The 26,154-nt window shown below is 71.3% G+C and carries 26 protein-coding genes and 1 pseudogene; 8 read left to right on the top strand and 19 right to left on the bottom strand.

Translation table 11 applies throughout. From position 1 onward, the window contains the following. The 3 genes and pseudogenes from ABD908_RS19060 to ABD908_RS19050 form a co-directional block, all read right to left on the bottom strand. Nucleotides 1-464 (bottom strand): annotated as a pseudogene (locus ABD908_RS19060) (TobH protein); the annotation flags it as partial. A gap of 89 nt (nt 465-553) precedes the next feature. Beyond that, the gene (locus tag ABD908_RS19055; protein WP_344998875.1) at nt 554-1,957 is read right to left on the bottom strand and encodes a phosphomannomutase/phosphoglucomutase; all 1,404 of its coding nucleotides are present in this window, start codon (nt 1,955-1,957) and stop codon (nt 554-556) included. Between the two features lie 47 nt (nt 1,958-2,004). Beyond that, nucleotides 2,005-2,571, bottom strand: a complete 567-nt coding sequence (locus ABD908_RS19050; RefSeq protein WP_385923760.1) for a DUF3499 domain-containing protein — start codon at nt 2,569-2,571, stop codon at nt 2,005-2,007. Between the two features lie 125 nt (nt 2,572-2,696). Here ABD908_RS19050 and ABD908_RS19045 point away from each other — a divergent pair, with 125 nt between their 5' ends. Continuing rightward, a complete protein-coding gene (locus ABD908_RS19045) occupies nt 2,697-3,164 on the top strand; it encodes a metallopeptidase family protein (RefSeq protein ID WP_344998871.1) in 468 nt (155 codons plus the stop codon). Between the two features lie 442 nt (nt 3,165-3,606). On the opposite strand, the gene ABD908_RS19040 is transcribed toward ABD908_RS19045, so the two are convergent. Then, nucleotides 3,607-3,870, bottom strand: a complete 264-nt coding sequence (locus ABD908_RS19040; RefSeq protein ID WP_344998877.1) for a WhiB family transcriptional regulator — start codon at nt 3,868-3,870, stop codon at nt 3,607-3,609. A gap of 378 nt (nt 3,871-4,248) precedes the next feature. Here ABD908_RS19040 and cofD point away from each other — a divergent pair, with 378 nt between their 5' ends. The 3 genes from cofD to ABD908_RS19025 are packed head-to-tail and all read left to right on the top strand — an operon-like array spanning nt 4,249 to nt 7,234. Next, nucleotides 4,249-5,316: a 2-phospho-L-lactate transferase gene (gene cofD, locus ABD908_RS19035; protein ID WP_344998869.1), complete on the top strand. Its 1,068-nt coding sequence runs from the start codon at nt 4,249-4,251 to the stop codon at nt 5,314-5,316. Continuing rightward, on the top strand, nt 5,313-6,671 hold the full coding sequence (locus ABD908_RS19030; RefSeq protein WP_344998867.1) for a coenzyme F420-0:L-glutamate ligase: 1,359 nt from the start codon (nt 5,313-5,315) through the stop codon (nt 6,669-6,671). Before cofD ends, ABD908_RS19030 begins: the two co-directional genes overlap by 4 nt. Nucleotides 6,672-6,676: 5 nt before the next feature. Further along, entirely contained in the window at nt 6,677-7,234 is a 558-nt protein-coding gene (locus tag ABD908_RS19025; protein ID WP_344998865.1) for an NUDIX hydrolase, read from the top strand. A gap of 164 nt (nt 7,235-7,398) precedes the next feature. Here the strand turns inward: ABD908_RS19025 and glgC are convergent, their stop codons facing one another. Further along, nucleotides 7,399-8,616 (bottom strand): glucose-1-phosphate adenylyltransferase, encoded by a 1,218-nt coding sequence (glgC, locus tag ABD908_RS19020; protein ID WP_344998863.1) that lies wholly within the window; start codon nt 8,614-8,616, stop codon nt 7,399-7,401. An 88-nt stretch (nt 8,617-8,704) separates the two neighbouring features. Between glgC and glgA the strand changes: the two genes are divergently transcribed. After that, a complete protein-coding gene (gene glgA, locus ABD908_RS19015; RefSeq protein ID WP_344998861.1) occupies nt 8,705-9,877 on the top strand; it encodes a glycogen synthase in 1,173 nt (390 codons plus the stop codon). 496 nt (nt 9,878-10,373) lie between these two features. On the opposite strand, the gene ABD908_RS19010 is transcribed toward glgA, so the two are convergent. The 11 genes from ABD908_RS19010 to ABD908_RS18960 form a co-directional block, all read right to left on the bottom strand. Continuing rightward, nucleotides 10,374-11,249, bottom strand: a complete 876-nt coding sequence (locus ABD908_RS19010) for a putative RNA methyltransferase (RefSeq protein WP_344998859.1) — start codon at nt 11,247-11,249, stop codon at nt 10,374-10,376. A 77-nt stretch (nt 11,250-11,326) separates the two neighbouring features. Beyond that, nucleotides 11,327-11,494: a DUF3117 domain-containing protein gene (locus ABD908_RS19005; RefSeq protein WP_275482420.1), complete on the bottom strand. Its 168-nt coding sequence runs from the start codon at nt 11,492-11,494 to the stop codon at nt 11,327-11,329. Between the two features lie 163 nt (nt 11,495-11,657). Next, nucleotides 11,658-12,041, bottom strand: a complete 384-nt coding sequence (locus ABD908_RS19000; RefSeq protein WP_344998856.1) for a DivIVA domain-containing protein — start codon at nt 12,039-12,041, stop codon at nt 11,658-11,660. A gap of 76 nt (nt 12,042-12,117) precedes the next feature. Next, nucleotides 12,118-13,032 carry a glucosyl-3-phosphoglycerate synthase gene (locus ABD908_RS18995; protein ID WP_344998854.1) on the bottom strand — a complete coding sequence of 305 codons (915 nt, stop codon included), beginning with the start codon at nt 13,030-13,032 and terminating at the stop codon, nt 12,118-12,120. Then, nucleotides 13,029-13,919, bottom strand: coding sequence for a dihydropteroate synthase (folP, locus tag ABD908_RS18990; protein WP_344998852.1), 891 nt, complete (start codon nt 13,917-13,919; stop codon nt 13,029-13,031). The genes ABD908_RS18995 and folP overlap by 4 nt, the downstream gene beginning before the upstream one ends. A gap of 5 nt (nt 13,920-13,924) precedes the next feature. Further along, a complete protein-coding gene (locus ABD908_RS18985; RefSeq protein WP_385923747.1) occupies nt 13,925-15,730 on the bottom strand; it encodes a long-chain-acyl-CoA synthetase in 1,806 nt (601 codons plus the stop codon). A gap of 63 nt (nt 15,731-15,793) precedes the next feature. Next, a complete protein-coding gene (locus tag ABD908_RS18980) occupies nt 15,794-16,375 on the bottom strand; it encodes an LOG family protein (RefSeq protein WP_344998848.1) in 582 nt (193 codons plus the stop codon). Next, the gene (locus ABD908_RS18975) at nt 16,372-17,178 is read right to left on the bottom strand and encodes an LOG family protein (protein ID WP_344998846.1); all 807 of its coding nucleotides are present in this window, start codon (nt 17,176-17,178) and stop codon (nt 16,372-16,374) included. Before ABD908_RS18975 ends, ABD908_RS18980 begins: the two co-directional genes overlap by 4 nt. A 57-nt stretch (nt 17,179-17,235) precedes the next feature. Continuing rightward, nucleotides 17,236-18,417: a succinyl-diaminopimelate desuccinylase gene (dapE, locus tag ABD908_RS18970; RefSeq protein WP_344998844.1), complete on the bottom strand. Its 1,182-nt coding sequence runs from the start codon at nt 18,415-18,417 to the stop codon at nt 17,236-17,238. A 157-nt stretch (nt 18,418-18,574) separates the two neighbouring features. After that, complete coding sequence (locus ABD908_RS18965) at nt 18,575-20,248, bottom strand: HNH endonuclease signature motif containing protein (protein ID WP_344998842.1); 1,674 nt, start codon at nt 20,246-20,248, stop codon at nt 18,575-18,577. Nucleotides 20,249-20,350: 102 nt separating this feature from the next. Then, nucleotides 20,351-21,520, bottom strand: a complete 1,170-nt coding sequence (locus ABD908_RS18960; RefSeq protein ID WP_344998840.1) for a low temperature requirement protein A — start codon at nt 21,518-21,520, stop codon at nt 20,351-20,353. Nucleotides 21,521-21,598: 78 nt separating this feature from the next. Here ABD908_RS18960 and dapD point away from each other — a divergent pair, with 78 nt between their 5' ends. Continuing rightward, nucleotides 21,599-22,552, top strand: a complete 954-nt coding sequence (gene dapD / locus ABD908_RS18955) for a 2,3,4,5-tetrahydropyridine-2,6-dicarboxylate N-succinyltransferase (protein WP_344998838.1) — start codon at nt 21,599-21,601, stop codon at nt 22,550-22,552. A 28-nt stretch (nt 22,553-22,580) separates the two neighbouring features. Here the strand turns inward: dapD and ABD908_RS18950 are convergent, their stop codons facing one another. Next, nucleotides 22,581-23,462 carry an SDR family oxidoreductase gene (locus tag ABD908_RS18950; protein WP_344998836.1) on the bottom strand — a complete coding sequence of 294 codons (882 nt, stop codon included), beginning with the start codon at nt 23,460-23,462 and terminating at the stop codon, nt 22,581-22,583. A 163-nt stretch (nt 23,463-23,625) separates the two neighbouring features. Here ABD908_RS18950 and ABD908_RS18945 point away from each other — a divergent pair, with 163 nt between their 5' ends. Continuing rightward, nucleotides 23,626-24,222 (top strand): TetR/AcrR family transcriptional regulator, encoded by a 597-nt coding sequence (locus ABD908_RS18945; protein WP_344998834.1) that lies wholly within the window; start codon nt 23,626-23,628, stop codon nt 24,220-24,222. Nucleotides 24,223-24,224: 2 nt separating this feature from the next. On the opposite strand, the gene ABD908_RS18940 is transcribed toward ABD908_RS18945, so the two are convergent. Further along, nucleotides 24,225-24,584, bottom strand: coding sequence for an alkaline phosphatase family protein (locus tag ABD908_RS18940; protein ID WP_344998832.1), 360 nt, complete (start codon nt 24,582-24,584; stop codon nt 24,225-24,227). Between ABD908_RS18940 and ABD908_RS18935 the strand changes: the two genes are divergently transcribed. Further along, a complete protein-coding gene (locus ABD908_RS18935; RefSeq protein WP_344998879.1) occupies nt 24,536-24,913 on the top strand; it encodes a hypothetical protein in 378 nt (125 codons plus the stop codon). The genes ABD908_RS18940 and ABD908_RS18935 overlap by 49 nt on opposite strands. Here ABD908_RS18935 and ABD908_RS18930 read toward each other — a convergent pair. After that, nucleotides 24,802-25,671 (bottom strand): LLM class F420-dependent oxidoreductase, encoded by an 870-nt coding sequence (locus tag ABD908_RS18930; protein ID WP_344998829.1) that lies wholly within the window; start codon nt 25,669-25,671, stop codon nt 24,802-24,804. The two genes, ABD908_RS18935 and ABD908_RS18930, sit on opposite strands and share 112 nt — an antisense overlap. Nucleotides 25,672-26,154 lie beyond the last annotated feature (483 nt).

Genomic DNA, 26,154 nt, shown 5'->3' with positions numbered 1-26,154 from the left:
GTCAAGGCCGTCGCCGTCGCGGCGGCCTCGCCGACGGGCCCCTCCAAGGGGACGGCGACGAGGACGGTGGCGCCGCGCCGCGCCGCGACGGCGACGGCCTGCGCCAGGATGAGGTCGCCGGCGTCGAACCCGCACACCACGACCACGTCCAGCGCGCCCACCCACGGCGGCAGCTGAGTGGTGCGGACGAAGGGGACGTCGAGCCGACCGGCCGTCAGCGCCTCGACGAATTCGGCGGCGGCCTCGGCGGGGCCGGCGCCGCACACGACGACGACGGCCCGGGGGCCCAGGTCCTCGAGCGACGCCAGCACACCCTCGTCGACCATGGACGCGACCGCGCGCGCCTGCGCACCCGCGAGCGCGGCGGAGCGTAGGTGACCGCTGAGGTCGGCGGCGATCAGTCCGCCCGGATCGTCGAAGTCCACCAATCCGCTGGTCACCTGCAGGCCTCCCGTCTGCTCCATCGCCCACGCCCGGGCGTACGCCTGCCCGCTCCCACACCGGGCCCGCTACCCGCGCCCGACCGACGGCCGTGCGCGGCCACCCGCCGAGGTCAGGCGCGCACCACCGCGAGGATCCGCCCCGTGAGCGCCGCGACCTCGTCGGGCGTCGCCGCTTCGACGTTGAGCCGCAGCAACGGCTCGGTGTTCGACGCACGCAGGTTGAACCATGCGCCGGACGCCAACTCTACCGTCACACCGTCGAGCCGGTCGGTGCCTGCGATCTCGACGGCGAAGTCGGCCAGGACCGCCTCGGTGCGCTCGGTCTGGTCCGCCACGGTCGAGTTGATCTCGCCCGACGCGGCGTACCTGTCGTACCACGCCATCAGCTGCGACAGCGGCAGATCCTGCTCGCCGAGCGCGGCGAGGACGTGCAGTGCGGCGAGCATCCCGGAGTCGGCACCCCAGAAGTCGCGGAAGTAGTAGTGCGCCGAGTGCTCCCCGCCGAACACGGCGCCGGTCTCGGCCATCGTCGCCTTGATGAAGGAGTGGCCGACGCGGGTCCGGACGGGCGTGCCGCCGTTCTCGCGGATGATCTCGGGGACGGCCTTCGAGGTGATCAGGTTGTGGATCACGGTGGCGCCGGGGCTGCGCTTCAGCTCCCGCTCGGCCACCAGCGCGGTGACCGCCGACGGTGACACGGGCTCGCCGCGCTCGTCCACGACGAAGCAGCGGTCGGCGTCGCCGTCGAACGCGAGGCCGATGTCGGCGCCCTGCTCGACGACGAACCGCTGCAGGTCGACGAGGTTCTTGGGATCGAGCGGGTTGGCCTCGTGGTTCGGGAAGCTGCCGTCGAGCTCGAAGAACAGCGGGCGGATCGACAGCTGGCCGAGCGCGCCCAGCACCGTCGGAACGGTGTAGCCGCCCATGCCGTTGCCCGCGTCGACGGCCACAGTCAGCGCCCGGGTGCCGGAGAGATCGACCAGGCCGCGCAGGTACTCGCCGTACTCGGGCAGGACATCGCGTTCGCTCACGGCGCCGGGGGCGCCGTCGTACGCCGGGACCCCGTCGGCGACCTGCTGGGAGATGCGGGCCAGGCCGGTCTCCTGCCCCACGGGCTTGGCGCCCGCGCGGCACAGTTTGATGCCGTTGTAGGCGGCCGGGTTGTGCGACGCCGTGAACATCGCGCCGGGGCACTCGAGGATGCCGGACGCGAAGTACAGCTCGTCCGTGGATGCGAGGCCGATCGTGATCACGTCGAGCCCCTGGGCCTGCACTCCCTCCGCGAACGCGGCCGACAGGGCCGGCGAGGAGTCGCGCATGTCGTGGCCGATCACGACCCGTATCGCGCCCTCGCCGCGCATCAGCGCCGCGAAGGCGGCACCCACATCGCGCACGAACGGCTCGTCGAGCTGCTCACCGACGAGTCCTCGCACGTCGTATGCCTTGATGACCGCCTGCACCGACTCCAGTGATCGCACCGCGCCGCCCTCCCTGTTCGATCCGCTATCGCACATCAGCCGTCAAACAATAGCCAGTCCGGGCCGACAGCGGCGGGAGGGGCTCAGTCGACGGGGTCTGGCAGCACCCGCAGGTGCCCGCGCCGCGTGGGGGCGGCGTGCTTCGGCCCCTGCCGCGTCGGGGTCGCGGGACGGTCCGCCGGCGGCGCGACCCGGCCCGTACCGAACGGATTCGCCGCCGGCAGGGGATCGGTGTGGCGCCCGGAGGCAGACGGTGACGCGGAGACCGGGTTCGACACCGCCGCGGGGTCGGAATCCGAGAACGACGCCCGGCGGTCGCGGCCGACGGGCCGGATCCGGGGCAGACCGCCCGACGAGGTGGCGGCGGGCCGCTCCCGTTCGCGGACGGTGTCGGCGAGCGCGGTCAGGTCGTCGTCGAGCGCGTTGGCCCCGACGGCGGGCGCGCTGACCGCGGGGATGTTGCGCAGCATCTCCCAGCCGCGCGGCGCTGTCGTGCGGTTCGCGTGGAATTCGCAGAGGTCCCACGAGTGCGGCTCACTGGACGTCGCGAGCGGGCCGAGAACGGCGATGGATTCCCCATAGTCGAAGGTCAGCGTGGCCACAGCGTGGTTCCGACAGCCGGGACGGCAGCACTGACGGACGGGATTCACACCAAGCAGATTAACCTGCAGCCACCGCGTTTCCCGCATCGGACACACCGACGGTTGTCGCGCGGCGCCCGACCCCGGTCGCCGGGGAACTAGACTGGTGGCTCCGAACGACACGGCGAGGAGTGATGGACAACAGGCGACGCGCGATGCGCGACCGACGGGACCGCGGGATGCGGGCGCCGCTGATCCCACGCTCGGTACCCGCGTACCGCAGCCGCACCGACGAGTTCGACGAGGTGGTGCTGGACGCCTACGCCGAGATCGACTCGATGTGGCACTCCCGCCTGACGGAGCTGGACATCGCCGTCGACGACGTGCCGGGCATCCTGCCGAAGGACGAGACCGTGACGGTCTGGCCCGACGACGTGGTCGCCGACGGCCCCATCCCCCTGTCCCGCCTGATCCCACCGGGCATCGACAAGCGGGGCAACCACACCCGCGCGCGGCTGGTGCTGTTCCGGCGCCCACTGCTGAAGCGGGCGAAGTCGGACGCCGACCTGATGGAGCTGGTCACGGAGGTCCTGATCCGCCAGATCTCCGACTACCTCGGCGTAACCGAGGAGATCCTCACCGAGGGGCCCGAGGAGCGCTAGCCGGTCCGGCGCGAGGCCGGCGGTGTCGACCCGCACTCGATCCCCACCGTCCGTCGGTCCCCCCAGTGGGAATCCCGTTCCCGACCAAAGGTTCGACCGCCGATGGGGCGGGAGACCGGGAGACCGAAGGTTAGGGAGGACGTCGGGACGCGGGAAGGTACGGGCGGCATCGAGGTCCGGGCCACCCGAGCCACCGTCGCACCGTCGCCTCGCAAGAGCTCCGACATGCCCCGCCGCCGATCCCGTTCCCTACCGAGGATTCGACCCCTGATAGGGGCAGGTACCGGCGAGCGGGAGGACGCCGACCGTGGGATCGTAGGCGATACCGTCGTGGCCCGGCGGAGCGACTCACCGGCAGAGCGCGACCTCGCCTACGAAACCTCAAGCACTACAACCGAGTTCGTCGCGTCCGTACGCTACCTACACGGGCGGCGACGCAAGGTCAGATGATGCCGCGCTTGAGGCGCCGGCGCTCGCGCTCCGACAGCCCTCCCCAGATACCGAAGCGCTCATCCTTCGCGAGAGCGTATTCGAGACATTCGGACCTGACCTCGCAGCCGAGGCAGATGCGCTTCGCCTCGCGGGTCGAGCCCCCCTTCTCGGGGAAGAACGCCTCCGGATCCGTCTGCGCGCACAGCGCGCGGTCCTGCCACTCGTCTTCGACGGCGTCGAACAGCTCGTCGAATCCGGTGGCCACCAAGCTCAGGTGAGCGCGCCGATCCAGCCCCTGCGTCTCCGGGGTGTCACTGCGCCCTGCACCATCGGTGAAGTGTACGAACGGTTCACGATGCTCGTCGGATATCACCGTCCTGCCTCCCTCGTTCGTGTGCAGTCGTGTGGCGGTCGGATGATCGAGAATGTGTCGTCCACGGATCGCAAGATCGCGAATAACACGATTGTGATTACACACGTGAACAGCTTTCAGGTCAAGCCGGAGGGCAAATCCCCCGTATACCACCAGCCGACGGGAACAACGACCCTCGACACGAGCTGGACGTGTAACGCCCATCACACCCGCGCCTGCCGCCCGGTCGCCGGGAATCACCCGTCTCTCCCGACGCGGCCGCTCGGCTAGCCTGTTGCGGTGAAGGTGACTGTTCTGGTCGGAGGCGTGGGCGGCGCCAGATTCCTGCAGGGCGCACGTGAACGGTTCGGCGCCACCCCGTTTCCCGCCCGCGACGCCGACACCGTGGGACCGCACTCGGTGACCGCAGTCGTGAACGTCGGCGACGACGCCTGGATGCACGGCGTTCGCATCTGCCCCGACCTCGACACCTGCATGTACACGCTCGGCGGCGGCATCGACCTCGAGCGCGGCTGGGGGCGTACCGGCGAGACCTGGCACGCCAAGGAGGAACTCGCCGCGTACGGCGCCGACCCCGACTGGTTCGGCCTCGGCGACCGCGACCTCGCGACGCACCTGATCCGCACGCAGATGCTCGCCTCCGGCTATCCCCTGTCGGACGTCACGGCCGCGCTCTGCAACCGGTGGCAGCCGGGCGTGCGGCTGCTGCCCGCCTCCGACACCCGGCACGAGACGCACGTCGTGATCTCCGACGAGGCGGCAGGGGACGGGGCGAGCGAAGCGACGGGGGATGGACTCCGCAAGCGCGCAATCCACTTCGAGGAGTGGTGGGTCCGCTATCGAGCCGATGTGCCCACGTTCGGGTTCGTTCAGGTCGGGACCGGGCAGGGCGACTCCGACGGTGTCCACGCCGCAGGCGCCGGGCGGGCCCAGGCCGGCCCTGGCGTGCTCGAGGCGATCGCGGAGGCCGACGTCGTGTTCCTGGCACCGTCGAACCCGGTGGTGTCGGTGGGCGCGATCCTGTCCGTCGGTGGGATCCGCGCTGCGCTGCGCACCACCTCGGCGAAGGTCGTGGGCGTGTCGCCGGTGATCGGCGGCGCGCCGCTGCGCGGGATGGCCGACCGCTGCCTCGAGGTGATCGGCCTCCAGACGTCCGCTCAGGCGGTCGGCGAGTACTACGGGCCCCGGAGCGGCACCGGGCTGCTGGACGGCTGGCTGGTGGCCGAGGAGGACGCTTCAGTGGCCGTCGAGGGGCTGCCGGTGGCCGCTGTGCCGCTCCTGATGACCACGCCGACACATACCGCGGCGATGATCGACGCGGGGCTGGCGCTGGTGGGACTGGCATGACGGGCCGCTGCGCGCCGGTGGACCACGCGGCGACCCGGCTGGAGATCCTGCCCGTGACCGGCATCGGCGAGATCACCGCGGGCACCGATATCGCCGCAGTCGTCGCCGAGGCCGCGCCGTGGCTCGCCGACGGTGACGTGGTGGTGGCCACCAGCAAGATCTTCTCGAAGGCCGAGGGCCGCGTGCTGCCGGCACCGTCGGACCCCGAGCAGCGGGACGCACTGCGCCGCAGGCTGATCGCCGAGGAGTCCGTGCGCGTGTTGGCGACGCGGGGGCGCACGTGGATCACAGAGAACCGGCTCGGGATCGTGCAGGCCGCGTCGGGGGTGGATGCGTCCAACGTCGCGTCGGACACCGTCGCCCTGCTACCCGAGGACCCGGACGGCAGCGCCGCTGCCATGCGCGCCGGCCTGGCCGAGCGGCTGGGCGTGGACGTGGCCGTGCTGGTCACCGACACCATGGGCCGCGCGTGGCGCAACGGGCAGACGGACGCCGCGATCGGCGCCGCGGGGATGGCCGTGCTGCACGGCTACGCCGGCGCGACCGACGCGTACGGCAACGACCTCGTGGTCACGGAGATCGCCGTCGCCGACGAGCTGGCTGCCGCGGCGGACCTGGTCAAAGGCAAGCTCGGGCAGACCCCCGTGGCTGTGGTGCGCGGCTTCGCGGTGCGGCGGCCTGAGCCGGGTGACCCGGTGGCGACCGCTCGCGGGCTGGTCCGCCCGGGCGAGGATGATCTGTTCCACCTCGGGGTCGACGAGGCGCGCAGGCAGGCGCTGCTGCTGCGCCGTTCGGTACGGGAGTTCGCCGCGGAGCCGGTGCCGGCGGAGCTGGTCACCGACTCGGTCGCCGAGGCGCTGACCGCCCCCGCGCCGCATCACACACACCCGGTGCGGTTCGTGTGGGTCCGCGACGCCGCCCGCCGACGCGCGCTGCTCGACGCCATGCGCGCGCAGTGGGAGGCCGATCTCACGGGTGACGGCCGTACCCCCGAGTCCGTGGCGCGGCGGGTGGCCCGCGGGGGCCTGCTGTACGACGCCCCCGAGCTGATCCTGCCGTTCATGGTGCCCGACGGTGCCCACTCGTACCCGGACGCCGCGCGGACCGCGGCCGAGGAGACGATGTTCACGGTGGCCGTCGGGGCCGCTGTGCAGTCGCTGCTGGTGGCGCTCGCGGTGCGGGGCGTCGGCAGCTGCTGGATCGGGTCGACGATCTTCGCACCGGACGTGGTGCGCGACGTGCTCGACCTGCCCGCCGACTATCGCCCGGCGGGCGCTGTCGCCGTCGGCTACCCGCGCACTCCGGCCTCGCCGCGCGCGCCGCTGGCCCCCGGCGACATGCTGATCGAGAGGTAGCCCGGATGTCCTTCGTCACGCTGCACGCCTCCGCCATCGACGCCCTCGCGCGCTACGACGCCCGCACCGACTCCGACGACGCCCTTCGGCACACCATGCTGGCGTTCCTGGACGCGCAGCCGGACGGGTGCGCGCGGGCCAACGTGCCGGGCCACATCACCGCATCGGTGGTGCTGCTCAACGCCGACCGCACGCACGTGGTGCTCACGCACCACCCACGGGTCGGCGAGTGGCTGCAGCTGGGTGGGCACTGCGAGGACACGGATTCGACGGTGGCGGGCGCGGCCCTGCGGGAGGGCCGCGAGGAGTCGGGGCTCGACGACATCGCGGTCTCGGAGGATCTGCTGACCCTGCACACGCACCCGATCCGATGCTCGCTGGGCGTGCCGACGCGGCACCTGGACCTGCGATTCCTCGCCCTCACCCGCGAGCCCGGGCTGCCGGAGCTGATGGTCAGCGAGGAGTCGAACGACCTGCGCTGGTGGCCCGTCGACGCGCTGCCCGAGTCCGCCGAACGCACGACGGTGGCGCATCAGGTCCGCGCCGCACTGGCCCGGATCTGACGATGTGCCCTCCGGCTCGCTTCGTCGACCCGGAGCGGGAGCTCGACCGGTTGCGGGTGTAGCAACCTGTACGGCTGCACGGACTTCGAGCCGTCGGAGCTCGACTGAGCGGCGACGCGACGGGGCGGGCCCGACACCGTCGGACCCGCCCCGTCACCGTCTGATCAGCCGACCCGGAGGTTCTTCCCGACGGTGACGACACCGCCCGCGGACACGCTGAACCGCTGCCGCTCGCGTTCGAGGTCGACACCGATGATCTCGCCGCGCGCCACGGCGACGTTCTTGTCCAGGATCGCGTGCCGCACAACGGCGCCCGGCTCGATCCGCACGCCCGGCATGAGCACGCTGCCCTCGACGGTCGCGCCGTCGCCGATGTGCACGTTGGCACCGATCACCGAGTTGCGAACGGTCGCCGCCGACACGATGCTGCCCGCGCCCACCATCGACTCCTGCGCGAGGCCGCCCTTGGCGAACTTGGCGGGCGGCAGGTTCTCGTTCTCGCAGCGGATGGGCCACTGGCGGTTGTACAGGTTGAAGATCGGGTACACCGAGACGAGGTCCATGTGCGCCTCGTAGAACGCATCGATGGTGCCGACGTCGCGCCAGTACCCCGCGTCGCGCGGCGTCGCACCCGGCACCTCGTTGTCCTTGAAGTCGTAGACCGCCGCCTCGCCACGTTCGACCAGGGACGGGATGATGTCGCCGCCCATGTCGTGGTCGGAATCGGGGTTCTCCGCGTCGGCGGTGATCGTCTCGACCAGCGTCTTGGTCGAGAACACGTAGTTGCCCATCGACGCGAATGTCATCGTGGGGTCGTCGGCGGTGACCGGCGGCTCGGCGGGCTTCTCCAGGAACCGGGTGATCCGACCGGAGTCATCGGCGTCGATGCAGCCGAAAGCGCTCGCCTCGGCGCGCGGCACCCGGATGCCCGCCACCGTGACACCCGCGCCCGACGCGATGTGTGCCTCGACCATCTGCGACGGGTCCATCCGGTACACGTGGTCTGCGCCGAAGACCACGATGTAATCGGGTGCGTCGTCGTACACCAGGTTCATCGACTGGAAGATCGCGTCGGCGCTGCCCGTGTACCACCGCTTCCCGAGCCGCTGCTGCGCCGGCACGGGCGTGATGTACTCCCCCCGGAACCCGAACATCCGCCAGGTCTGGCTGATGTGCCGGTCCAGTGAGTGCGACTTGTACTGCGTCAGCACGCACAGGCGCTGATACCCGGCGTTCACCAGGTTCGACAGTACGAAGTCGATCAGTCGATACGACCCCCCGAACGGCACCGCGGGCTTCGCCCGGTCTGCTGTCAATGGATACAACCTCTTGCCCTCGCCACCGGCCAGGACCATCCCCAATACTCGCGGCTGGCTCTTCACGTGGACCACGCTAACCCGAAACGGCTCTGGACATCTCGCCTTGCCGCAATTCCTGCGGCCCTGCCCGCGACCGCCTAGCGTTATGCGCATGCGTGTGGCGATGATGACAAGGGAATATCCGCCGGAGGTCTACGGGGGCGCCGGCGTCCACGTGACCGAACTCGTGGCGCGGTTGCGCGCACTGTGCACCGTCGACGTGCACTGCATGGGCGTGCCCCGCCCCGACGAGCCGGACGTGATCGTGTCGACCCCGGATCCAGCACTGGCCGATGCCAATACGGCACTGTCGATGCTCTCGACGGACCTGCGGATGGCGGACGCGGCCGCCGGCGTCGACGTCGCGCACAGCCACACCTGGTACACGGGCCTCGCGGGCCACGTCGCCGCCGAGTTGTACGGCATCCCGCACGTGCTCACCGCACACTCCCTGGAACCACGCCGGCCGTGGAAGGCCGAGCAGCTGGGCGGCGGATACCGGCTCTCGTCCTGGATCGAGAAGAACGCGGTGGAGAACGCCGACGCCGTGATCGCGGTGAGCCGCGGCATGGGCGACGACGTCCTCGCCTGCTACCCGCGGCTCGATCCCTCGCGAGTGCACGTGGTGCGCAACGGCATCGACACCCAGCGGTGGCGGCCGGTGCCGACCTTCGGCCCCGACTCGCCGCTCACCCGGCTGGGCGTCGACCCGGACCGCCCGATCGTGGCGTTCGTCGGCCGCATCACGCGACAGAAGGGCGTGAAGCACCTCGTGGCGGCCGCGCACAGGTTTGCCCCCGAGATCCAGCTGGTGCTGTGCGCGGGTGCGCCGGACACCCCCGAGATCGCCGCCGAGACCGAGGCCGCGGTGGCGGCCCTGTCGCAGTCGCGCACCGGGGTGTTCTGGGTGCAGGACATGCTGCCGACCGAGCAGGTGCGAGAGATCCTCTCCGCCGCAGCGGTGTTCGTCTGTCCCTCGGTCTACGAGCCGCTCGGCATCGTGAACCTCGAGGCGATGGCGTGCGCCACCGCCGTCGTGGCCTCGGACGTGGGTGGCATCCCCGAGGTGGTCGCCGACGGCGTGACCGGCACGCTGGTGCACTACGACGAGGCCGACCCGGCCACGTTCGAGGCCGACCTGGCGGCAGGCGTCAACGCCTTGTGCTCGGATCCCGCGCGCGCCAAGGCATTCGGTGAGGCGGGTCGCATTCGCGCCACGGACGAGTTCTCCTGGGAATCGATCGCGCAACAGACCCTGGAGGTCTACCGGCAGGTGCTGAAGTAGGTCGGGCCCGGGCTTCCCGGTGCGGGAGGCGCATGTGGCCATGGGCCGTCGCTCGCAGTGCGCACTGATGACGCTCGTGCCCGAAACCCTTCGCACCCGCGGAACACCCCGATGATCCGCGAGCCCGATATCGACGTGTGAGCGGCGCGCCCCCACAGAATCGGCGTGGTGCGCCGCTCACGCGTCGATATCGGGCCGTTGCAGAATGCCGACAATCCCGGACAGGAACGCGGATATCGCCGAGCGGGCCGTAGGTTCCTGCCCACGCTGTGACCTCGGACCCACTGAGTGCCCGCTGGGCTGTCGGCGCCCATGTGTTAGGGGACACGCGATGGGGAGCAGGGCATTTCGTGGGCTGGAAGGGGACGGGCGATGACGGCGCGGCGGTCCGACGGACGACTGCGTGCCCGTGCGCCGACTCCTGGCAACCCGACACGACTTCTGCAACAACCCGACTTCGAGCGCACCGCCGACCCCAGGGCGATGTCGCGCCGGATCAGGCGCGGCGGAAAACGCTCACCTGACCCGACGCGGTGACGGCGACCGTCCCGTCGGGCCCGATCAGCCGAGCCGTCGCGGCGCGGCGCGCGTCGGGCGTGGTGTGGTGGGCACTGGGCCCCATCGCGACCAAGTCGTCGACGGCGTCGGCTGCCAGCTCCATGATCCAGTCCAGGCGCTGCCGATCGACCAGCTCGAAGTGGCGCCCCAGTGTCGCGTCCAGCCGCGCCACCTTGCCGTCCTCCACCGAGATCATGCCCAACGGGCCGACCAGCTCGCGCAGGTGCCGCGCCGTGGGCGTCAGCACGACGACCGCGCCGCCCGGCGCCAGCACGCGCGCGAACTCGGTCGCGTTGCGGGGCGCGAACACCGACAGCACGACGGCGACTGCGCCATCGGCTACGGGCAGGCGGTCCCAGCCGTTGGCGACCACCGCGCCCACCCGGGGATCGCGGCGCGCGAGCCGGCGCGCCGCCGGCTTGGACAGGTCCAGCCCGATGCCGACGGTGCCGGGCGCCGCGTCCAACGCGCGGAGCAGATAGCTCCCCTCCCCCGCGCCGCAGTCGAGCACCACGCCGCCACCGTCGACCGCCCCGGCCGTCGCGGCGGCGACCGCGTCGAGAAAGGCGTCGTAGTGCCCGGTGGCGAGGAAGCGGGCGCGGGCGGCGATCATGTCGGCGTCGTCGGCGACGACGGTGGCGCCCCGCCCGCCGAGCAGGCTCACGTAGCCCTGGCGGGCGATGTCGAACGGGTGGCCCGCTTCGCACAGAAGAGCGGCGGCGCCGTCCTCGGTATCCAGTTCGAGCGCGGAACCGCAGTGCGGGCAGGCGAGCGCAGACGTGACGGCTGCGAGGCCGGCCGGGCAGTCAACCACGCGGGCCCACCCGGAAACGAGACATCCCGCGCGAGCGAACTCGCGCGGGATGTAACGATGTAGGAAGAATCGTCACGTCAGGCCGTGACGCCACGCAGTTCCTCGCCGAGCGCGGCTGCTTCGTCCGCGGTGAGCTCCACCACGAGGCGTCCACCGCCCTCGAGCGGCACTCGCATCACGATGCCGCGCCCCTCCTTGGTTGCCTCCAGGGGGCCGTCCCCAGTACGTGGCTTCATCGCCGCCATCCGTTGCTCCCTTCAGATTCGCGCCCGACCACGCCCACCTCACGGTCCGCGCTGGTCGGCTGCCGTTACGATTCTAGCCCGTGCGGCCTGCGTAACGACGTCGTGTCCTCGACTGAAGGTTGAGAGTGGGCCCGGTGGGGCGGGAGCCGCGGCCCCGGCGGGGTCAGTGGGACGCCCGACCACCATCCGCCGCGGCGCCGTCGGGGAGCCCCGCAGCACCGTCGCGAACGCCAGCGGGGGTGTCGGAGACCGGCTCGGCCTCCCCCTCGGCGCGCGCCACCGCGACCTGCGCACGCAGGGCGTCGATCTCCAGAGCCATGCGTTCGAGCGCCCAGTCGACCTCGGCCGGCTTGTAGCCGCGGACCACCTGGGTGAACCGCAGGTCGCGCACATCGTCGGACGTGATGCCAGCGGCGGGCAGCACTGTGGGGGTCGCGTCGGCGGGCAGCGGCGGCGTGTCGTCGCCGCGGCCGAACACGACCACGACCACGCCGTACAGGATCGCGACCACGACCGCCATGCCGACGAGGTACAGCAGGATCACCATGCGACCCATAGTGCCAGCACGACGCCGCCCCGGGCGCATCGGCGTCCGGGGCGGTTCGTGGCAGTCCGGCCGGGGGTCAGCTGGCCTTGCGTACCTGCACCAACGAGTCCACCGGCGGCCGGTCCTCCAGCGAGACCTCTGACGTGACGGGCATGAACTGCCCCTCGACCAGCATGTACTGGGTGATCCCGGTGCCCGAGTCGGCGATGCCGCACCGGCCGAGCATGGTGCCCACGATCTGCCGGCTCATCACGCCGAGCTCGTGCAGCGGACGGTTGCGGTGCGTCCGGACGCCCAGGTTGACCTGGGCGATCCCGGCCACCCCGTAGCGGTCGTAGGCGTCGATCAGCAGCCCTATCTCGACGCCGTAGCCGGGCGCGAACGGCACCGACGACAGCAGTTCTCGGGTGCCCGCGTACTCGCCGCCCAACGGCTGCAGGATCGTTGTCAGCTCGGGCCGCAGCGCGGCCAGCATCGGCCGGGCCACCAGCTCGGTCACGCGTCCGCCGCCGGCGGGGTCCTCGGTGCCACCCACCTTGAGCGGCCGGCGGTAGAACGCCTTGGACAGCTGTACGCCCTCGCACAGCAGCAGCGGGCCGAGCAGCTTGGGCACGAACATCGGGTCGGGGTCGATCAGGTCGGAGTCGACGAACGCGATCAGGTCGCCGGTCGACGCCGCGACGCCGCGCCACAGCACCTCGCCCTTACCGGGAACCGGGGGCAGCCCGGGCACGGCCTCCTCGCGGGTGAAGACGGTGGCGCCCGCGCGGGCGGCCTCCGCCATGGTCCGGTCGGTCGACCCCGAGTCGAGGACGATCAGCTCGTCGACCAGCGTGCCCAGTAGCGGGCGGATCGACGCGACGACCGAGGCGACCGTCTCCTCCTCGTTGAGCGCGGGCAGCACCACCGACACGGTGCGCCCGCGCTTGGCGGCGACCAGGTCGTCCACGTTCCACTGCGGTCGTTCGTAGGTGCGGGTCATGAAGTTCATGCGAGTCCCCTAACCGTGCGGGACGGTGGTCGATGGCCGTCGATCGACGCCACCATCTCCACCACCCGACGCGTTGCGGCCACCTCGTGTACCCGGAACAGCCTGGCGCCCCCGTGGGCCGCCAGTGCCGTCGCGGCGAGGGTGCCTTCCACCCTGTCATCCAGGCCGACACCAAGAGTCTCCCCTATGAAGTCCTTGTTGCTCAGCGCCATGAGCACCGGCCAACCGGTCTTAACAAGAACGTCCACATCGCGTAACAGTGCGAGCCCGTGGTGGGTGTTTTTTCCGAAATCGTGGGTGGGGTCGATCACGATTCCGTCGGCCCGGACACCCGCCGCGAGCGCCCCGTCGGCGGCCCGGGAGAGGTGGTCGCGCACCTGCCCGACGATGTCGGGATAGCGCACGCGGTGCGGCCGCGTGCGCGGCTGGGCGCCGCCGGTGTGCGAACAGACGAGGCCGGCGCCGGTCGCCGCAGCCGCGCGCACGAGGTCCGGGTCGGCGCCGGCCCAGGTGTCGTTGACCAGGTCCGCACCGGCCTCCACGGCCTGCTCGGCGACGCTCGCACGCCACGTGTCCACGCTGATCAGCAGGCCGGGGTGGCGCCGCCGGATCTCGGCGATGAACGGGACGGTGCGGCGGATCTCCTCCTCGGCGTCCACCTCCTGCCCCGGCCCCGCCTTGACGCCCCCGACGTCGATCACGTCTGCGCCCTCGGCCACCGCGGCGTCGACACGCGCCAGCGCGGCGTCGCCGGAGAAGTACGAGCCGCGGTCGTAGAACGAGTCGGGGGTGCGGTTGACGATGGCCATCACGAGCGCCCGGTCCGTTGGGACCGGACGACCGCACAGCGTGGGGCGGGGCCGCAGCGACGGACCGGCGGCCGTCATCCTCGCTATGCCTTCACCGCGGTGGGCACCTTGCCTGCGACCAGCTCGGCGGGATACTCGGGATACGCCGCCACGTAGCCGTCGGTGCCACCGACGTAGACGTACAGCGGGTCGTCGCCGCTGTCGGCGAAGCCCTGCTTGCGCAGGTCGCCCTTGAGGGATTTGAACGTCGAGGTGTGCGCGAGCGAATCGACCAGCCGCACGTACAGCGGGACCGCGTACGACGGCAGGTGCTCGGCCACCTGCGCGCCCAGCGCGGCACCGTCGAACCGCTCGCCGCCGGCGAGCTGCACGGCCGCCATGCCGGCCTTGCCGTCTGCGCCCGGGATCGCGACGCCGTACACGATGGAGCCCTCCACCTGTGGCGATGCGCACAGAACGCTCTCGACCTCGGTGGTGGCCACGTTCTCGCCCTTCCACCGGAAGGTGTCGCCGAGGCGGTCGACGAAGGCGATGTGGAACCAGCCCTGATTGCACACCACGTCGCCGGTGTCGAACCACACGTCGCCGTCTGCGAAGGCGCCCCGCACCAGCTTCTTCTCGTTGGCGTCACCGTCGGTGTAGCCGTCGAAGGGGGCACCCTTGGTGATCTTGGTGAGCAGCAGGCCGTTCTCGCCCTTCTTCACGCGGCGGAGCCGGCCGGCGCTGTCGCGCAGCGGGCCGCCCGTGTCGACGTCGTAGGCGACCACGGCGTGCGGCAGCGGGCACAGTCCCACGGTGCCCTCGAAGTTGAAGACGTTCAGGAACGCGATGTTGGTCTCGCTGGCGGCGTAGAACTCCACCACCCGGTCGATCCCGAAGCGCCGCGTGAACTCCTGCCAGATCTCGGGCCGCATGCCGTTGCCGGTGATCGCCCGGATCGTGTTCGAGCGATCGGTGGGCTTGGGCGGCTGGTTGAGGAGGTATCGGCAGATCTCGCCGATGTAGATGAACATGGTGGCCGAGTTCTGCGCGGCCTCGTCCCAGAACCGCGACGCCGAGAACTTGCGGCCGATCGCCAGCGTGGCGCCGCTGACCAGCACCGATCCTAGCGCGACCAGCGCGGCGTTGTTGTGGTACAGCGGCAGCGCGCAGTACATGACGTCGTCTGAGCGCATGCGCACGCCGGTGGCACCGAAGCCCGACATGCCCTTCAGCCACCGGTAGTGCGTCATGATCGACGCCTTGGGCAGGCCCGTGGTGCCCGAGGTGAACACGTAGAACGCCCTGGTGCTCGCCGGCAAGGTCGCCGTGACCTCGGGGTCGACGGTGGCCGACGGGTCCTGGGCCCGCAGCTCGCGCGCCCGGTCCGCGAGTTCGCGCGCCGTCAGCACCACCCCGTCGGCGGGCGTGTCGGCCGGGTCGAGGGAGTCGAACGCCTCGAGATCCTCGTCGTCGGTGACGATCGTGCCGGTGTCGAGGATCTTCAGGCTGTGCCCGAGGACCGTGCCGCGCTGGTTGTAGTTGACCAGGCCTGCGACGGCACCCAGCTTCACGATGGCGAGCATCACCAGCACCGTGTCGGGGTGGTTGTGCATGACGACGCCGACCACATCGCCCGTCTTCACGCCGCGCTGGGCGAGCACCCGCGCGTAGGTGTTGACGGTGGCGTTCGCCTCGCCGTACCGGATCCCCTCGCCCTGGAAACGCAGGAAGTCCCGCTCGGGGTGCCGCGCCGCGCGGTCCTGGAAGACCTTGCCGATGCTCTGCCGGCTGGTGGGGCGCCGGGTCAGGATCGCCGGGCCCTCTTTGAGCAGGAGCGGGAGGTCGGGGATCAGCCTCGTGGCCCCCACCGCCAGATCCATCACCCCGAAGGTGCGAGTGTCGCTCACGGTCGTGGCCTCACCTCTCGTGCTGTTTCGCATCCACCGTATACGCGACGGACGGCGTCGATCCTACCCGGCGGTAGGGTCAGCCTCGGCGCACGCGGCGACGGCCTCCGGCACCGTCGTCACCCGGTGCAGCGCGCCCAATGCGCGGGCCGAGACGAAGCCGCGGGCGTGCAGCTCGCCCAGCCAGTCCAGCAGCGGCGCGTAGAACCCCTCGTGGTCGAGCAGCACGACCGGCTTGGCGTGCATCCCGATGTATCCGGCGGTCCACGCCTCGAAGAACTCCTCGAGGGTGCCCACCCCGCCGGGCAACACGATGAACGCGTCGGCAGCGTCGTCCATGATCTGCTTCCGCTCGCGCATGGTGTCGGTGACCACCAGCTCGTCGGCGTCGGTGTCGGCCACCTCGCGGTCGACGAGGGCCCTCGGGATCACCCCCAGGGTGTGCGCGCCGCCGGCCCGCGCGCCACGTGCGACCGCACCCATCATCGACACGCGTCCGCCGCCCGAGACCAACGTCATGCCGGCCGCGGCGATCGCGGCGCCCATCCGCTCGGCGAGGTCGAGGTACTCGTCGGGCACGGGTCCCGACGCACAGAAGACCGCCACCGTCCGCGCCCCCGGCCGCTCACGTGCCCCGGCGGTCACTGCGGCTCCGCGGTGAGGTGCCGCGGGTGCAGCAGCTCCTCGCTCGAGCGGGTGATCACCTCGATCACCTCGGCGACGTCGTCCGTGACGTGCAGCAGCTCCACGTCCTCAGGCGAGATCGTCCCGCGGTCGACCAGCGTCCCGCGGATCCAGTCCATCAGCCCGGACCAGTAGGTCGAGCCGAACAGGATGATCGGGAACCGGGTCACCTTGTTGGTCTGCACCAGCGTGAGCGCCTCGAACAGCTCGTCCAGCGTGCCGAAGCCGCCCGGCAGGCACACGAAGGCCTGGGCGTACTTGACGAACATCGTCTTGCGGACGAAGAAGTAGCGGAACTCGATGCCGAGGTCCACCCAATCGTTGAGGCCCTGCTCGAACGGCAACTCGATGCCCAGCCCCACGGACAGCCCGCCGGCCTCCTTCGCACCGCGGTTGGCGGCCTCCATCGCACCCGGGCCGCCGCCCGTGATCACGGCGTACCCCGCCTCCGCGAGGGCACGGCCGAGCGCGACACCCTGGGCGTACTCGGCGGAGTCGGGTTTCAGGCGGGCCGACCCGAAGACGGTGACGGCCTCCTCCAGCTCGGCCAGCGCACCGAAGCCCTCGACGAACTCCGCCTGGATCCGCAGCACCCGCCACGGGTCCTTGTGCAGCCAGTCGCCACCGTCGTCGCTGTTCTCGAGCAGCCGCTGGTCGGTGGTCGAGTTCTCGTAGAACCGGTCGCCCTGGAGGCGGACGGGGCCGCGGTAGCGCCGCCGGACTCCGCGGGACGGCTGCTGGGGGCTGGGGTTCGGTCCGGTCATGGCGCATCAGCCTACTGACCGGCACCCGCCGAGGCGCGCGGGCGCGCTATACCCCGGCTACGCCGGTTCGGCGGACAGGAATCGGCGCAGGGTGTCGGTTACCTCGGTGATCTGGGCGACGGGGACGTGCTCGTCGCGCTTGTGCGCGAGGTTCGGGTCGCCGGGGCCGTAGTTCACGGCCGGGATGCCGCGCGCGGCGAACCTGGAGACGTCGGTCCAGCCGTACTTGGCGCGGAACCGTCCGCCCGCGGCGTCGACCAGCCGGGCTGCGGCCGGCGCTGCCAGGCCGGGCAGCGCACCGGCGACGGAGTCGGTGAGTTCGAGGCTCAGCAGCGGGTCACCGTCGAACACCGGCGCCAGGGTCTCGCGCACGTGCTGCAGGGCCTGATCGACGCTGCGGTCGGGCGCGAACCGGAAGTTGACGTCGACGAACGCCTCGTCGGGCACGACGTTGCCGGCGACGCCCCCCTCGACCCGCACCGCCGACAGGCCCTCCCGATACTCGCAGCCGTCGATGTCGACGGTGCGCGCCCGGTATGCGGCGAGCACCGCGAGCACCTTGCCGAGCCGGTGGATCGCGTTGTCCCCCAGCCAGGATCGTGCGCTGTGGGCGCGCGTACCGCCCGCGGTGACCCGCACCCGCAGCGTCCCCTGGCAGCCCGCCTCGATGAGCCCGCCGGACGGCTCGCCGAGGATCGCGACGTCGGCCGCGAGCCACTCGGGCAGCTCCCGCTCGATCGCCCCGAGCCCGTTGAACCGCGCCTCGATCTCCTCGCAGTCGTAGAAGATCAACGTCAGGTCGTAGGCGGGCTCGGCCAACGTCGCGGCGAGGTGGAGGAACACGGCGTCGCCGGACTTCATGTCAACGGTGCCGCAGCCGTACAGCACCTCCTCCACGTCCCCCGTCGCTGCGCTCGCCCTGGTCTCATCCCCCGTCGCTGCGCTCGCCCTGGTCTCATCCCCCGTCGCTGCGCTCGCCCTGGTCTCACGCCGCGACGGCACATTGTCCGCGATGGGGACGGTGTCGAGGTGCCCGGCCAGCAGCACCCGCTGCGGCAGACCGCGATCCGTGCGGGCCAGGACGCAGTTGCCGTGCCGAAGCACCTCGAAGCCGGTCGTCTGCGCGCGCAACGCCGCCTCGACGGCGCCGGCGATCGCCGCCTCGTCGCGGCTCACACTGGGGATGTCGACCAGGGCGGCGGTGAGCGCGATCGGGTCGGCGGCGAGGTTCAGGGTCACCCCGCCAGACTATTCGAGGCCCGACGCTCGCAGACCGACCTCACGGGGTGACCGCCCATCCCCGGCGCCCGCCTCACCCCTCCCGGCGCCCGCCTCACCCCTCCCGGCGCCCGCCTCACCCCTCCCGGCGCCCGCCTCACCCCTCCCGGCGCCCGGCTCACCCGTCCCGCGGCCGACGGGGGTCGGGGCGGCACGCCCGATACTCGGCGAGCAGCGCATCGCGGCGTCGCAGCCAACGGGCGAGCGCCTCCCGGTACAGCTCATCCGGGTGGTGCCGGTGGTTGACCCGCTGCTGCCCTTCGAGATCGCCGGTGAACATCCAACCGGCGCGCCCCGCATACGCCTCCCCCGCCGGGACCGGCGCCGTCACATGTCCGCGAGCCTCTCCGATCCCACCCGCCGGCGCGGCCGATCCGCCCGTGCGCCCGCCGGATCCGGCGGCGGGCGCCCCGGTTCCGCCCGGAACCGCCCGCGCAGCGGACACATCGGATCCATCCCGCCCCGCCGCTGAAGCAGGCACGGCGGTGCCGTGGTCGGCGGAACACACCAGGGTCAGGTTCTCGATATCGGTGTGTCCGCCCTCCGCCCACGGCTGCATATGGTGGGTCTGGCAGTACGCAGGCGCCGAGTCGCAACCCGGCGCCGTGCACCCGCGATCCGCCGCGATCAACGCGATCCGCTGATCCGGTGACGCCAATCTGCGCGTGCGTCCCAGCCACAACGGCCGCGAGTTCCCGTCCAGCAGCACCGCATACCCGGGATGCTCCGCCAGGAGGCGCATTGCGACCGACACCGGCAGCCGCCCGCCCGTCGCCGTCGATGCGGTGCCCAGCACCGGGGCTCCGGTGGGATCCAGCTCCGCGCCGAGTGCGGCCTGCACCTGCTCGACCGTCAAGGTCACGATCGGGAGCCCCGGCAGCCCCCGCAACCGGCCCGTCGCACCCGATTCGAGCGCTACCCGCAGGGCGCGGACCAACGCGTCGTGGCGCCGCTGGCCCGCGGATCGGGTGTCACGCTCGGCCGCTGCGGCCAGCACCGCCTCGTCGACGCCCTCCGCATCCAGGGGGCTGTCTGGATCGTCGGGGTTCCCGATACCCGGGCGCGCCCATTTCGCGAAGACCACCTGCAGCATCTCGTGCGCGTCCGCCGTCAGCACACCGCCGATCTCCGCGGTCAGGTCATCCGACCGCTGCCGCCCCAGATCCAGCGATCGATTCCTCCGCGCCTGCTTCTCGTCCGGCTCCGTTCCGTCCGGATCCACCAGCGACATCGCGTACTCGAATGCGTTGTTCAGCGCATCCGGGTCGTCGTCCAGCGCGGCGTCGACCATCAGGTCCTCCACCAGCGACATCGAGTCCGCCGTGAGCCCCGCGCGGTCGGCCTTGTCGAGGAGCTTCTCGATCACCGTGACCTGCCGCGCCGACACCACACCCCGGCGTTGCGCCTCCGCGATGATCGGGAACCGCGGCGGGCAGACCGCACCCGACGGCTGCGGCCGCACCCCACGATTGCGGACGCCGCGCACCCGTGCCGCCGCCTCACCGCCCGACAGCCGCATTCGCCGCTGCAACAGCAGCTTCAGGCTCGGGAACCCATGCTCCCCCGCCACCCCGGCCTCCTGGCAGGCACCGTCGAGAACCACCTGCACCGCAGGCAGGCGCCGCGCCAGCACTTCGACCCGATCCAACGCGTCCGTCAACTCCGGCACCGACAGCACCGTCGGATCAGCCGCCAGTAGAGAATCGAAGCTCCATTCGACAGCCGACAACGCGTCGAGGAAGCCCGCGGAGGAATCCGAATCCGCTCCAATCTCCTTGTCCATGACGGTCATCCGGTTCCACCTCCCCCATCGGCTTTGCTTTCACATTACCTAGTGACGAAGGTCATTGTCTGAGATTGTCCTGATAATACAAATACATGTTCTATCAACGCCTTATCTGAGAGCCGCGCGCTCGTGCCACGCCGCCAGCCCGACGGTGACCGACAGCACCGCCGCGCAGCCCACGGCCAGGTCCTGCACGGGCGACCGGAGCGACACGGCGATCACGCCGAACACCACGAACGCGACGCAGGCGCCCGCGGCGATGGCCGCCTCCACCCGGCCGACCCCCGCGGTCGACGCCACGAACACCCCGATCCCGACGAAGAACAACACGGGCCCGTCGGACAGCACGATCGCCTGCGCCGAGCCGGTGTGCTGATGCGGATGCCCCATCAGGATCTCGGCGCCGACGGCGGTCTCGATGATCCCGGCGATCAGCGCGGCATGCGCGTATGCGTACCCGCCGCGGGCCGGCGCAGTCGGATCGGACGCCTCCTCCAGGCTGCATTCGGCGCTGTCCGCGTGCCGCGCGAAATACAGCCACCAGTAGGACACCGTCGTCGCGAACGCCACGACCAGCAGCACGTACGACCCCACCGACGACTCCGCCTCCAGGAACTCGCGGCCGATCGAGAGCACCGACTCGCCGAGCGCGATGATCACGATCAGCCGGTTGCGCTCCACCAGATGGACGGGCGCGAGCTCCCCCTCGCGCATCGCGATCGCGCCCAGGCCCGAAACCCACGTATTCGTCAGCGGCGCAGCGATATCCACGACCAACGCCACGATCCACACGGCGAGCCGAGCGCGCGGCTCGCAGAACGCTCCGCCCACCCAGAGGGCCGGCGCCACCGTCGACCACAGTCCCAGGTGCAGGTAGTTACGGGCGATGCGCTCCCCGCGCATCGTCACCACGACGAACAGCGGCCGCAGCACCTGCATCGCGGCCAGCGTGATCGCGAACTGCGGCCCACGCTCGCCGAACGCGCCCGCGATCCCGTCTGCCATCACGAGTGACAGCAGCATCAGCACCACCATCAGCACGCGGACGGGCAACCGGTCGGGGTCGATGAAATCGGTGGCCCAGGTGGTGTGGTTCCACACCCACCACACGCCGCCGAACAGCACCAGGGCCTCGATCGCGCCCCGGCCGGTGAGGTGCTCGAAGACGAACCCGGCCAGCTGACTGACCGCGACCACGTAGACCAGGTCGAAGAACAGCTCCATGGTGGTGACCTCGGCCGCCGCACCCTGCACGCGGCCCACGACGCTGGCGCCCATATCCTCCCCCTCCTCGGTTCGGGGGCACCCTGATCGGCGGACACCTCACCCGCCTGCCGCCTTTAGTAACCTTGCGGGGTGACGAATCAGGGAGCACGTGCAGTAGGCCTGGCCACCATCGCCGAGGACGGGACCGTCCTCGACACCTGGTTCCCGGCACCGGAGCTGACCGACGGCGGCGGCGTCCCCGAGACCGTCGTCCTGGACGGCGACGGCGCGCCCGCGGAGCTCGCGGCGCTGGCCGGGCGGGACGAGCTGCGGAGGGTCGAGACCCAGGTCGTGGCGACGGTGATCGCCGACCTGAGCGCGGCGCCCGTTGATGCACACGACGTCTACCTGCGGCTGCATCTGTTGTCGCATCGCCTCGTCGCGCCCCACGGCCTCAGCCTCGAGGGTCAGTTCGGCCTGCTCGCGAACGTCGTGTGGACCAACCACGGCCCATGCGCCGTCGCCGGATTCGAGTCCGTACGTGCCGCGCTCCGCACCCGCGGACCGGTCACCGTGTACTCCGTCGACAAGTTCCCGCGGATGGTCGACTACGTGGTCCCGTCGGGCGTGCGGATCGGCGACGCCGACCGGGTGCGCCTCGGCGCGCACCTCGCCGAGGGGACGACGGTGATGCACGAGGGCTTCGTGAACTTCAACGCCGGCACGCTGGGCACCGCGATGGTCGAGGGCCGGATCTCCGCGGGCGTCGTGGTGGGCGATCACTCCGATGTGGGCGGCGGTGCCTCCACCATGGGCACCCTGTCGGGCGGCGGCAAGGAGATCATCGCGCTCGGCGAGCGCTGCCTGCTCGGCGCCAACTCCGGCCTCGGTATCCCGCTCGGCGACGACTGCGTGCTCGAAGCGGGGCTCTACCTGACGGCCGGCACCAAGGTGACCGGCCCGGACGGCACCCGGGTGAAGGCCCGCGAGCTGGCCGGGAAGTCCAACCTGCTGTTCCGCCGCAACTCCGTCACCGGCGCCGTCGAGGTGGTGCCGTGGAAGACCGAGGCCGTCGAGCTGAACGCCGCCCTGCACAAGAACTAACCGCGTCCGGGCCGGCCTGGAGAAGCAGTCAGGTGAAGTAGTGGCCCTGGTCGATGTCCGCGATGAGGCCGGGACGGGTGGGCGTCCAACCCAGTAGTTCTCGGGTGATCGCGCTGGAGGCAGGCATGTCGGTGCCGAGTAGCGGGCCCAACGGAACGCCGAAGTCCGCCGCCGGGACGGATCGGGCGGGCAGGTTCAGGTGCCTGCCGATGGCTTCGGCGATATCGCGGGTAGTGACGCCTTCCTCGCCGACGGCGTTGAGCACTGCGCCGGCAGGCGCCTTCTCGACAGCCGACCGGTAGAGGGACGCGGCGTCCGCGACGTGGACGGCGGGCCAGCGGCTGGTCCCGTCGCCGATGTAGCCGCAGACGCCCTTCGCCCGAGCCATGGCGATCAGCTGCGGGATGAAGCCGTGACGTTCCCCCACGCCGTGCACCGAGCGCGGCAGCATGACCAGGGCCACCCGTACGTCGCGCAATGCGGCCGCGAGGGCGGCCTGCATGTTGGTGATACGGGCCGCGATCGGTCCGACGGCGACGAGCTCGTCCCGTTCGGTCACGAGCCGGCCGGGCCTGGTCAGGGTCGCCCCGGAGATCAGTAGGGGCTTGCCGGACCCGGCGAGGGCGGTCGCGAAGGTCTCGACCGCTTCGGCGTCGGCCTTCGCCCCGCCGATCTGGCCGAGACCGTGCTCGTAGGCCAGGTGGATGACGCCGTCGCTGCCCGCGGCGCCGGCGCGCAGGATGTCGGCCTCGTTCAGGTCGCCGCGCAGCACCTCGGCCCCCATCCCGGCGACGGCTTCGGCGGACGCGTCCGAGCGCGCCAGTCCGACGACGTGGTGGCCGGCACCGATGAGTTCGGGCACGACGGCCGAGCCGATCCAGCCGGCGGCGCCGGTGACGAAGATGCGCATGGGGATTCTCCTTGGTCACGCTTCGAGTGATGACGATCCGCGGCGCACGCCGCGACCGGAAGTCTGATGCGATCCGATCGCATCAACACTATCACCAACAATGCGACTGAGTCGCATACCCGACCGAGTGATGCGATCCGGTCGCCTCGCCTAGGCTGTGCAGGTGAGTAGATGGGCACCGGACGCGCGTGAGCGCCTGGAGACCGCGGCACTGGAGTTGTTCGTGGAGAACGGGTATGAGGAGACGACCGTCGCTCAGATCGCCGATCGGGCAGGTTTGAACCGCGCCACGTTCTTCCGGCACTTCGCCGATAAGCGGGAGGTCCTGTTCGGCGGTGAAGACGTGCTGGCCGGACTGTTCGCCGACGCGATCCGCGCCTCCTCTCCGGATGCCGCGCTCGCCGAGTACCTGCAGGCGGCACTCACGGCGGCGGAGGCGGCGATGACCTCGCAGCAGCGGGCCAAGGTCGCCCAGCGCGTGCTGGTGGTCGCGGCGAACACCGAGGTCCAGGAACGGGGACTGCTCAAGCACGCCCGGATCGTGAGGTCGATCGGTACCGCACTGCGCGAACAGGGAGTGGACGAGCTGACGGCCCGACTGGGGGCCGAAGTGGGGGTGCTCGCCTTCCGAATCGCCGTCGAGCGCTGGATGGAGGCGGGCGGCGACGAACCGTTCTCGGTCCATGCCACAGCAGCCCTGACCGACCTACGCGGGCGCGTGGCCGAACTCGACCTCCGGCCCGCGTCGGATACGACGTGAGTTCAGCGTCGATGTCCTCCGCGGCCGCGTCGCGCCTGGTCAGCGGGCTGATGTTCGAGCGGTGCTCGATCGTCGCGAGAATCGAGCAGTGGTCGAACAGAGTCGCGCCGTCGGATACGCGGTAACACGGTGCCCGCCTGGATCAACGGCGACGCCGGCACCGTCGGCACCCGCGGGCCGGACCGGGCGAAGTCGAACCCGAACTCGCCGCTGCTGTCGTCCGGCGGCGTGGCGCCCCACGGTGGGCTGACGTGGTCGTAGCAGCCGCCGTTCTCGTCGTGGGTGATGATCAAAGGTCGGGCAGCGCCTGGTGATGGGCGGCACGTCGGCGGTCGCGCCGCTGTGGGCGGGGCTCGTCGCACGCCTGAGCCAGCTGGGCGGCGAGCCCGTGGGCCCGCTGCACCCGGCCCTGTACGCGGGCGCGAAGCCCGGCGCCCCCGACGCCTACCTCCGCGACATCACCACCGGGACCAACGGCACCTACACCGCCGGACCCGCGTGGGATGCGTGCGGGACTCGGGGTGCCACAGGCGGCGGTGCGCACGCCGACCCGCGCCGCCGCCGCGACATAGCCCGGGGTCAGCCCAACTCGGCCAGCCTGGGCACCACCGGCGCGATGGCGTCGATCCAGGCCGACGGCGTGCCGGCGGGCGCGCGCACGATGCTCTGGTGCACCCCGATCGCGGCGTAGTCGGCCATCGCCTTCACGAACTCGTCCAGGGCGTCCGGCTGCAGGCCCTGCGCCAGGATCGTGACCTCGATGTCGTGGAAGTCGCGGCCCACCGCGTCGCAGTGGCCGCGCAGGACGTCGAGCTTCTGCGCCACGAACTCGGGGCTGACCGCGAACAGGTTGCACCGGTCGCCGTACTGCGCGACCAGTCGCAGGGTCTTCTTCTCTCCCCCGCCGCCGATCATCACCGGCGGCCGCCGCAGCGGCGCGGGGTGGCACAGGGTCTCCGCCAGCGTGTAGTGCTTCCCCTCGTAGGGTCCGTCGTGGTCCTGGTCGAACATCTGCAGGTTGATCTGCAGTGCCTCCTCGAGCCGCTCGAACCGCTCCTTGAGGGCCGGATACGGGACACCGAGGCCGTGGTGCTCGCGCTCGAACCACGCCGCGCCCAGCCCCAGCACGGCCCGCCCACCGGACAGCACGTCCAGTGTGGAGACGATCTTCGCCAGCAGCCCCGGGTGCCGGTAGGTCACGCCGGTCACCAGCAGTCCCAGGTCGAGCGTCGAGGTGTGCGCCGCCAGGAAGCCCAGCGTCGTGTACCCCTCGAGCATGTTCGCCTCCGCCGGCAGCCCGGTCGGCTCGATCTGGAAGTAGTGGTCCATCAGCGACAGCCACGTCGCCCCGGCCGCCTCGGCGGCCTGCCCCACGCGCGCGAGCTCGGGTGCTATCGCGGCGGTCCCGCCGTCGATCTCGAATATCGGGAAGTGAATACCCAGTTCCATGAATCGCCTTCCATCTCGGGTGGCCTTCTCGGCCGCGGCCGCGCGGCGACCGCCGCGAGCCACCCCCGGCGCTCCACATTGCTCCTCTCCGCCCGTCTCGTCCACACGGCGTCGGCTATCCGTCCCCAACCGCGCGTACCGGCGGTGTCCCCACGGGCCAGCTGAGGAAAACGGCATAGCGGACCGTCTCGAAGTAACGGCGGTCACACCGGGGCGGGGCGTCGCGGGCATCGTGCCCGCTCCGGCCCGGTCCGCACCGTTCCCGCAGAGCGCGGGGCGATCCGGCCGCCCGAGAAGGCTTCTCATTTGTTACTGGAGTGACTAGAGTGGCAAATGTTATTCATGTGACAGGAAGGCTCTGCCGTGCCCGCTACCCGCAACAACCGCCCAGCAGCGGTCGCGGCGGCCTGCGCCGTCGCGCTGACCCTGTGCGCCGGTGCCGCCGCGACGACCCTCGGCGCCGGCCCGGCCGGCGCCGAACCG

Origin of the sequence: Tsukamurella soli (assembly GCF_039541155.1) — a bacterium.
Taxonomy (GTDB): Bacteria; Actinomycetota; Actinomycetes; order Mycobacteriales; family Mycobacteriaceae; genus Tsukamurella; species Tsukamurella soli.
The sequence above is the reverse complement of the archived record's forward strand: the minus strand, read 5'-3'. Positions and strand labels throughout refer to the sequence as shown.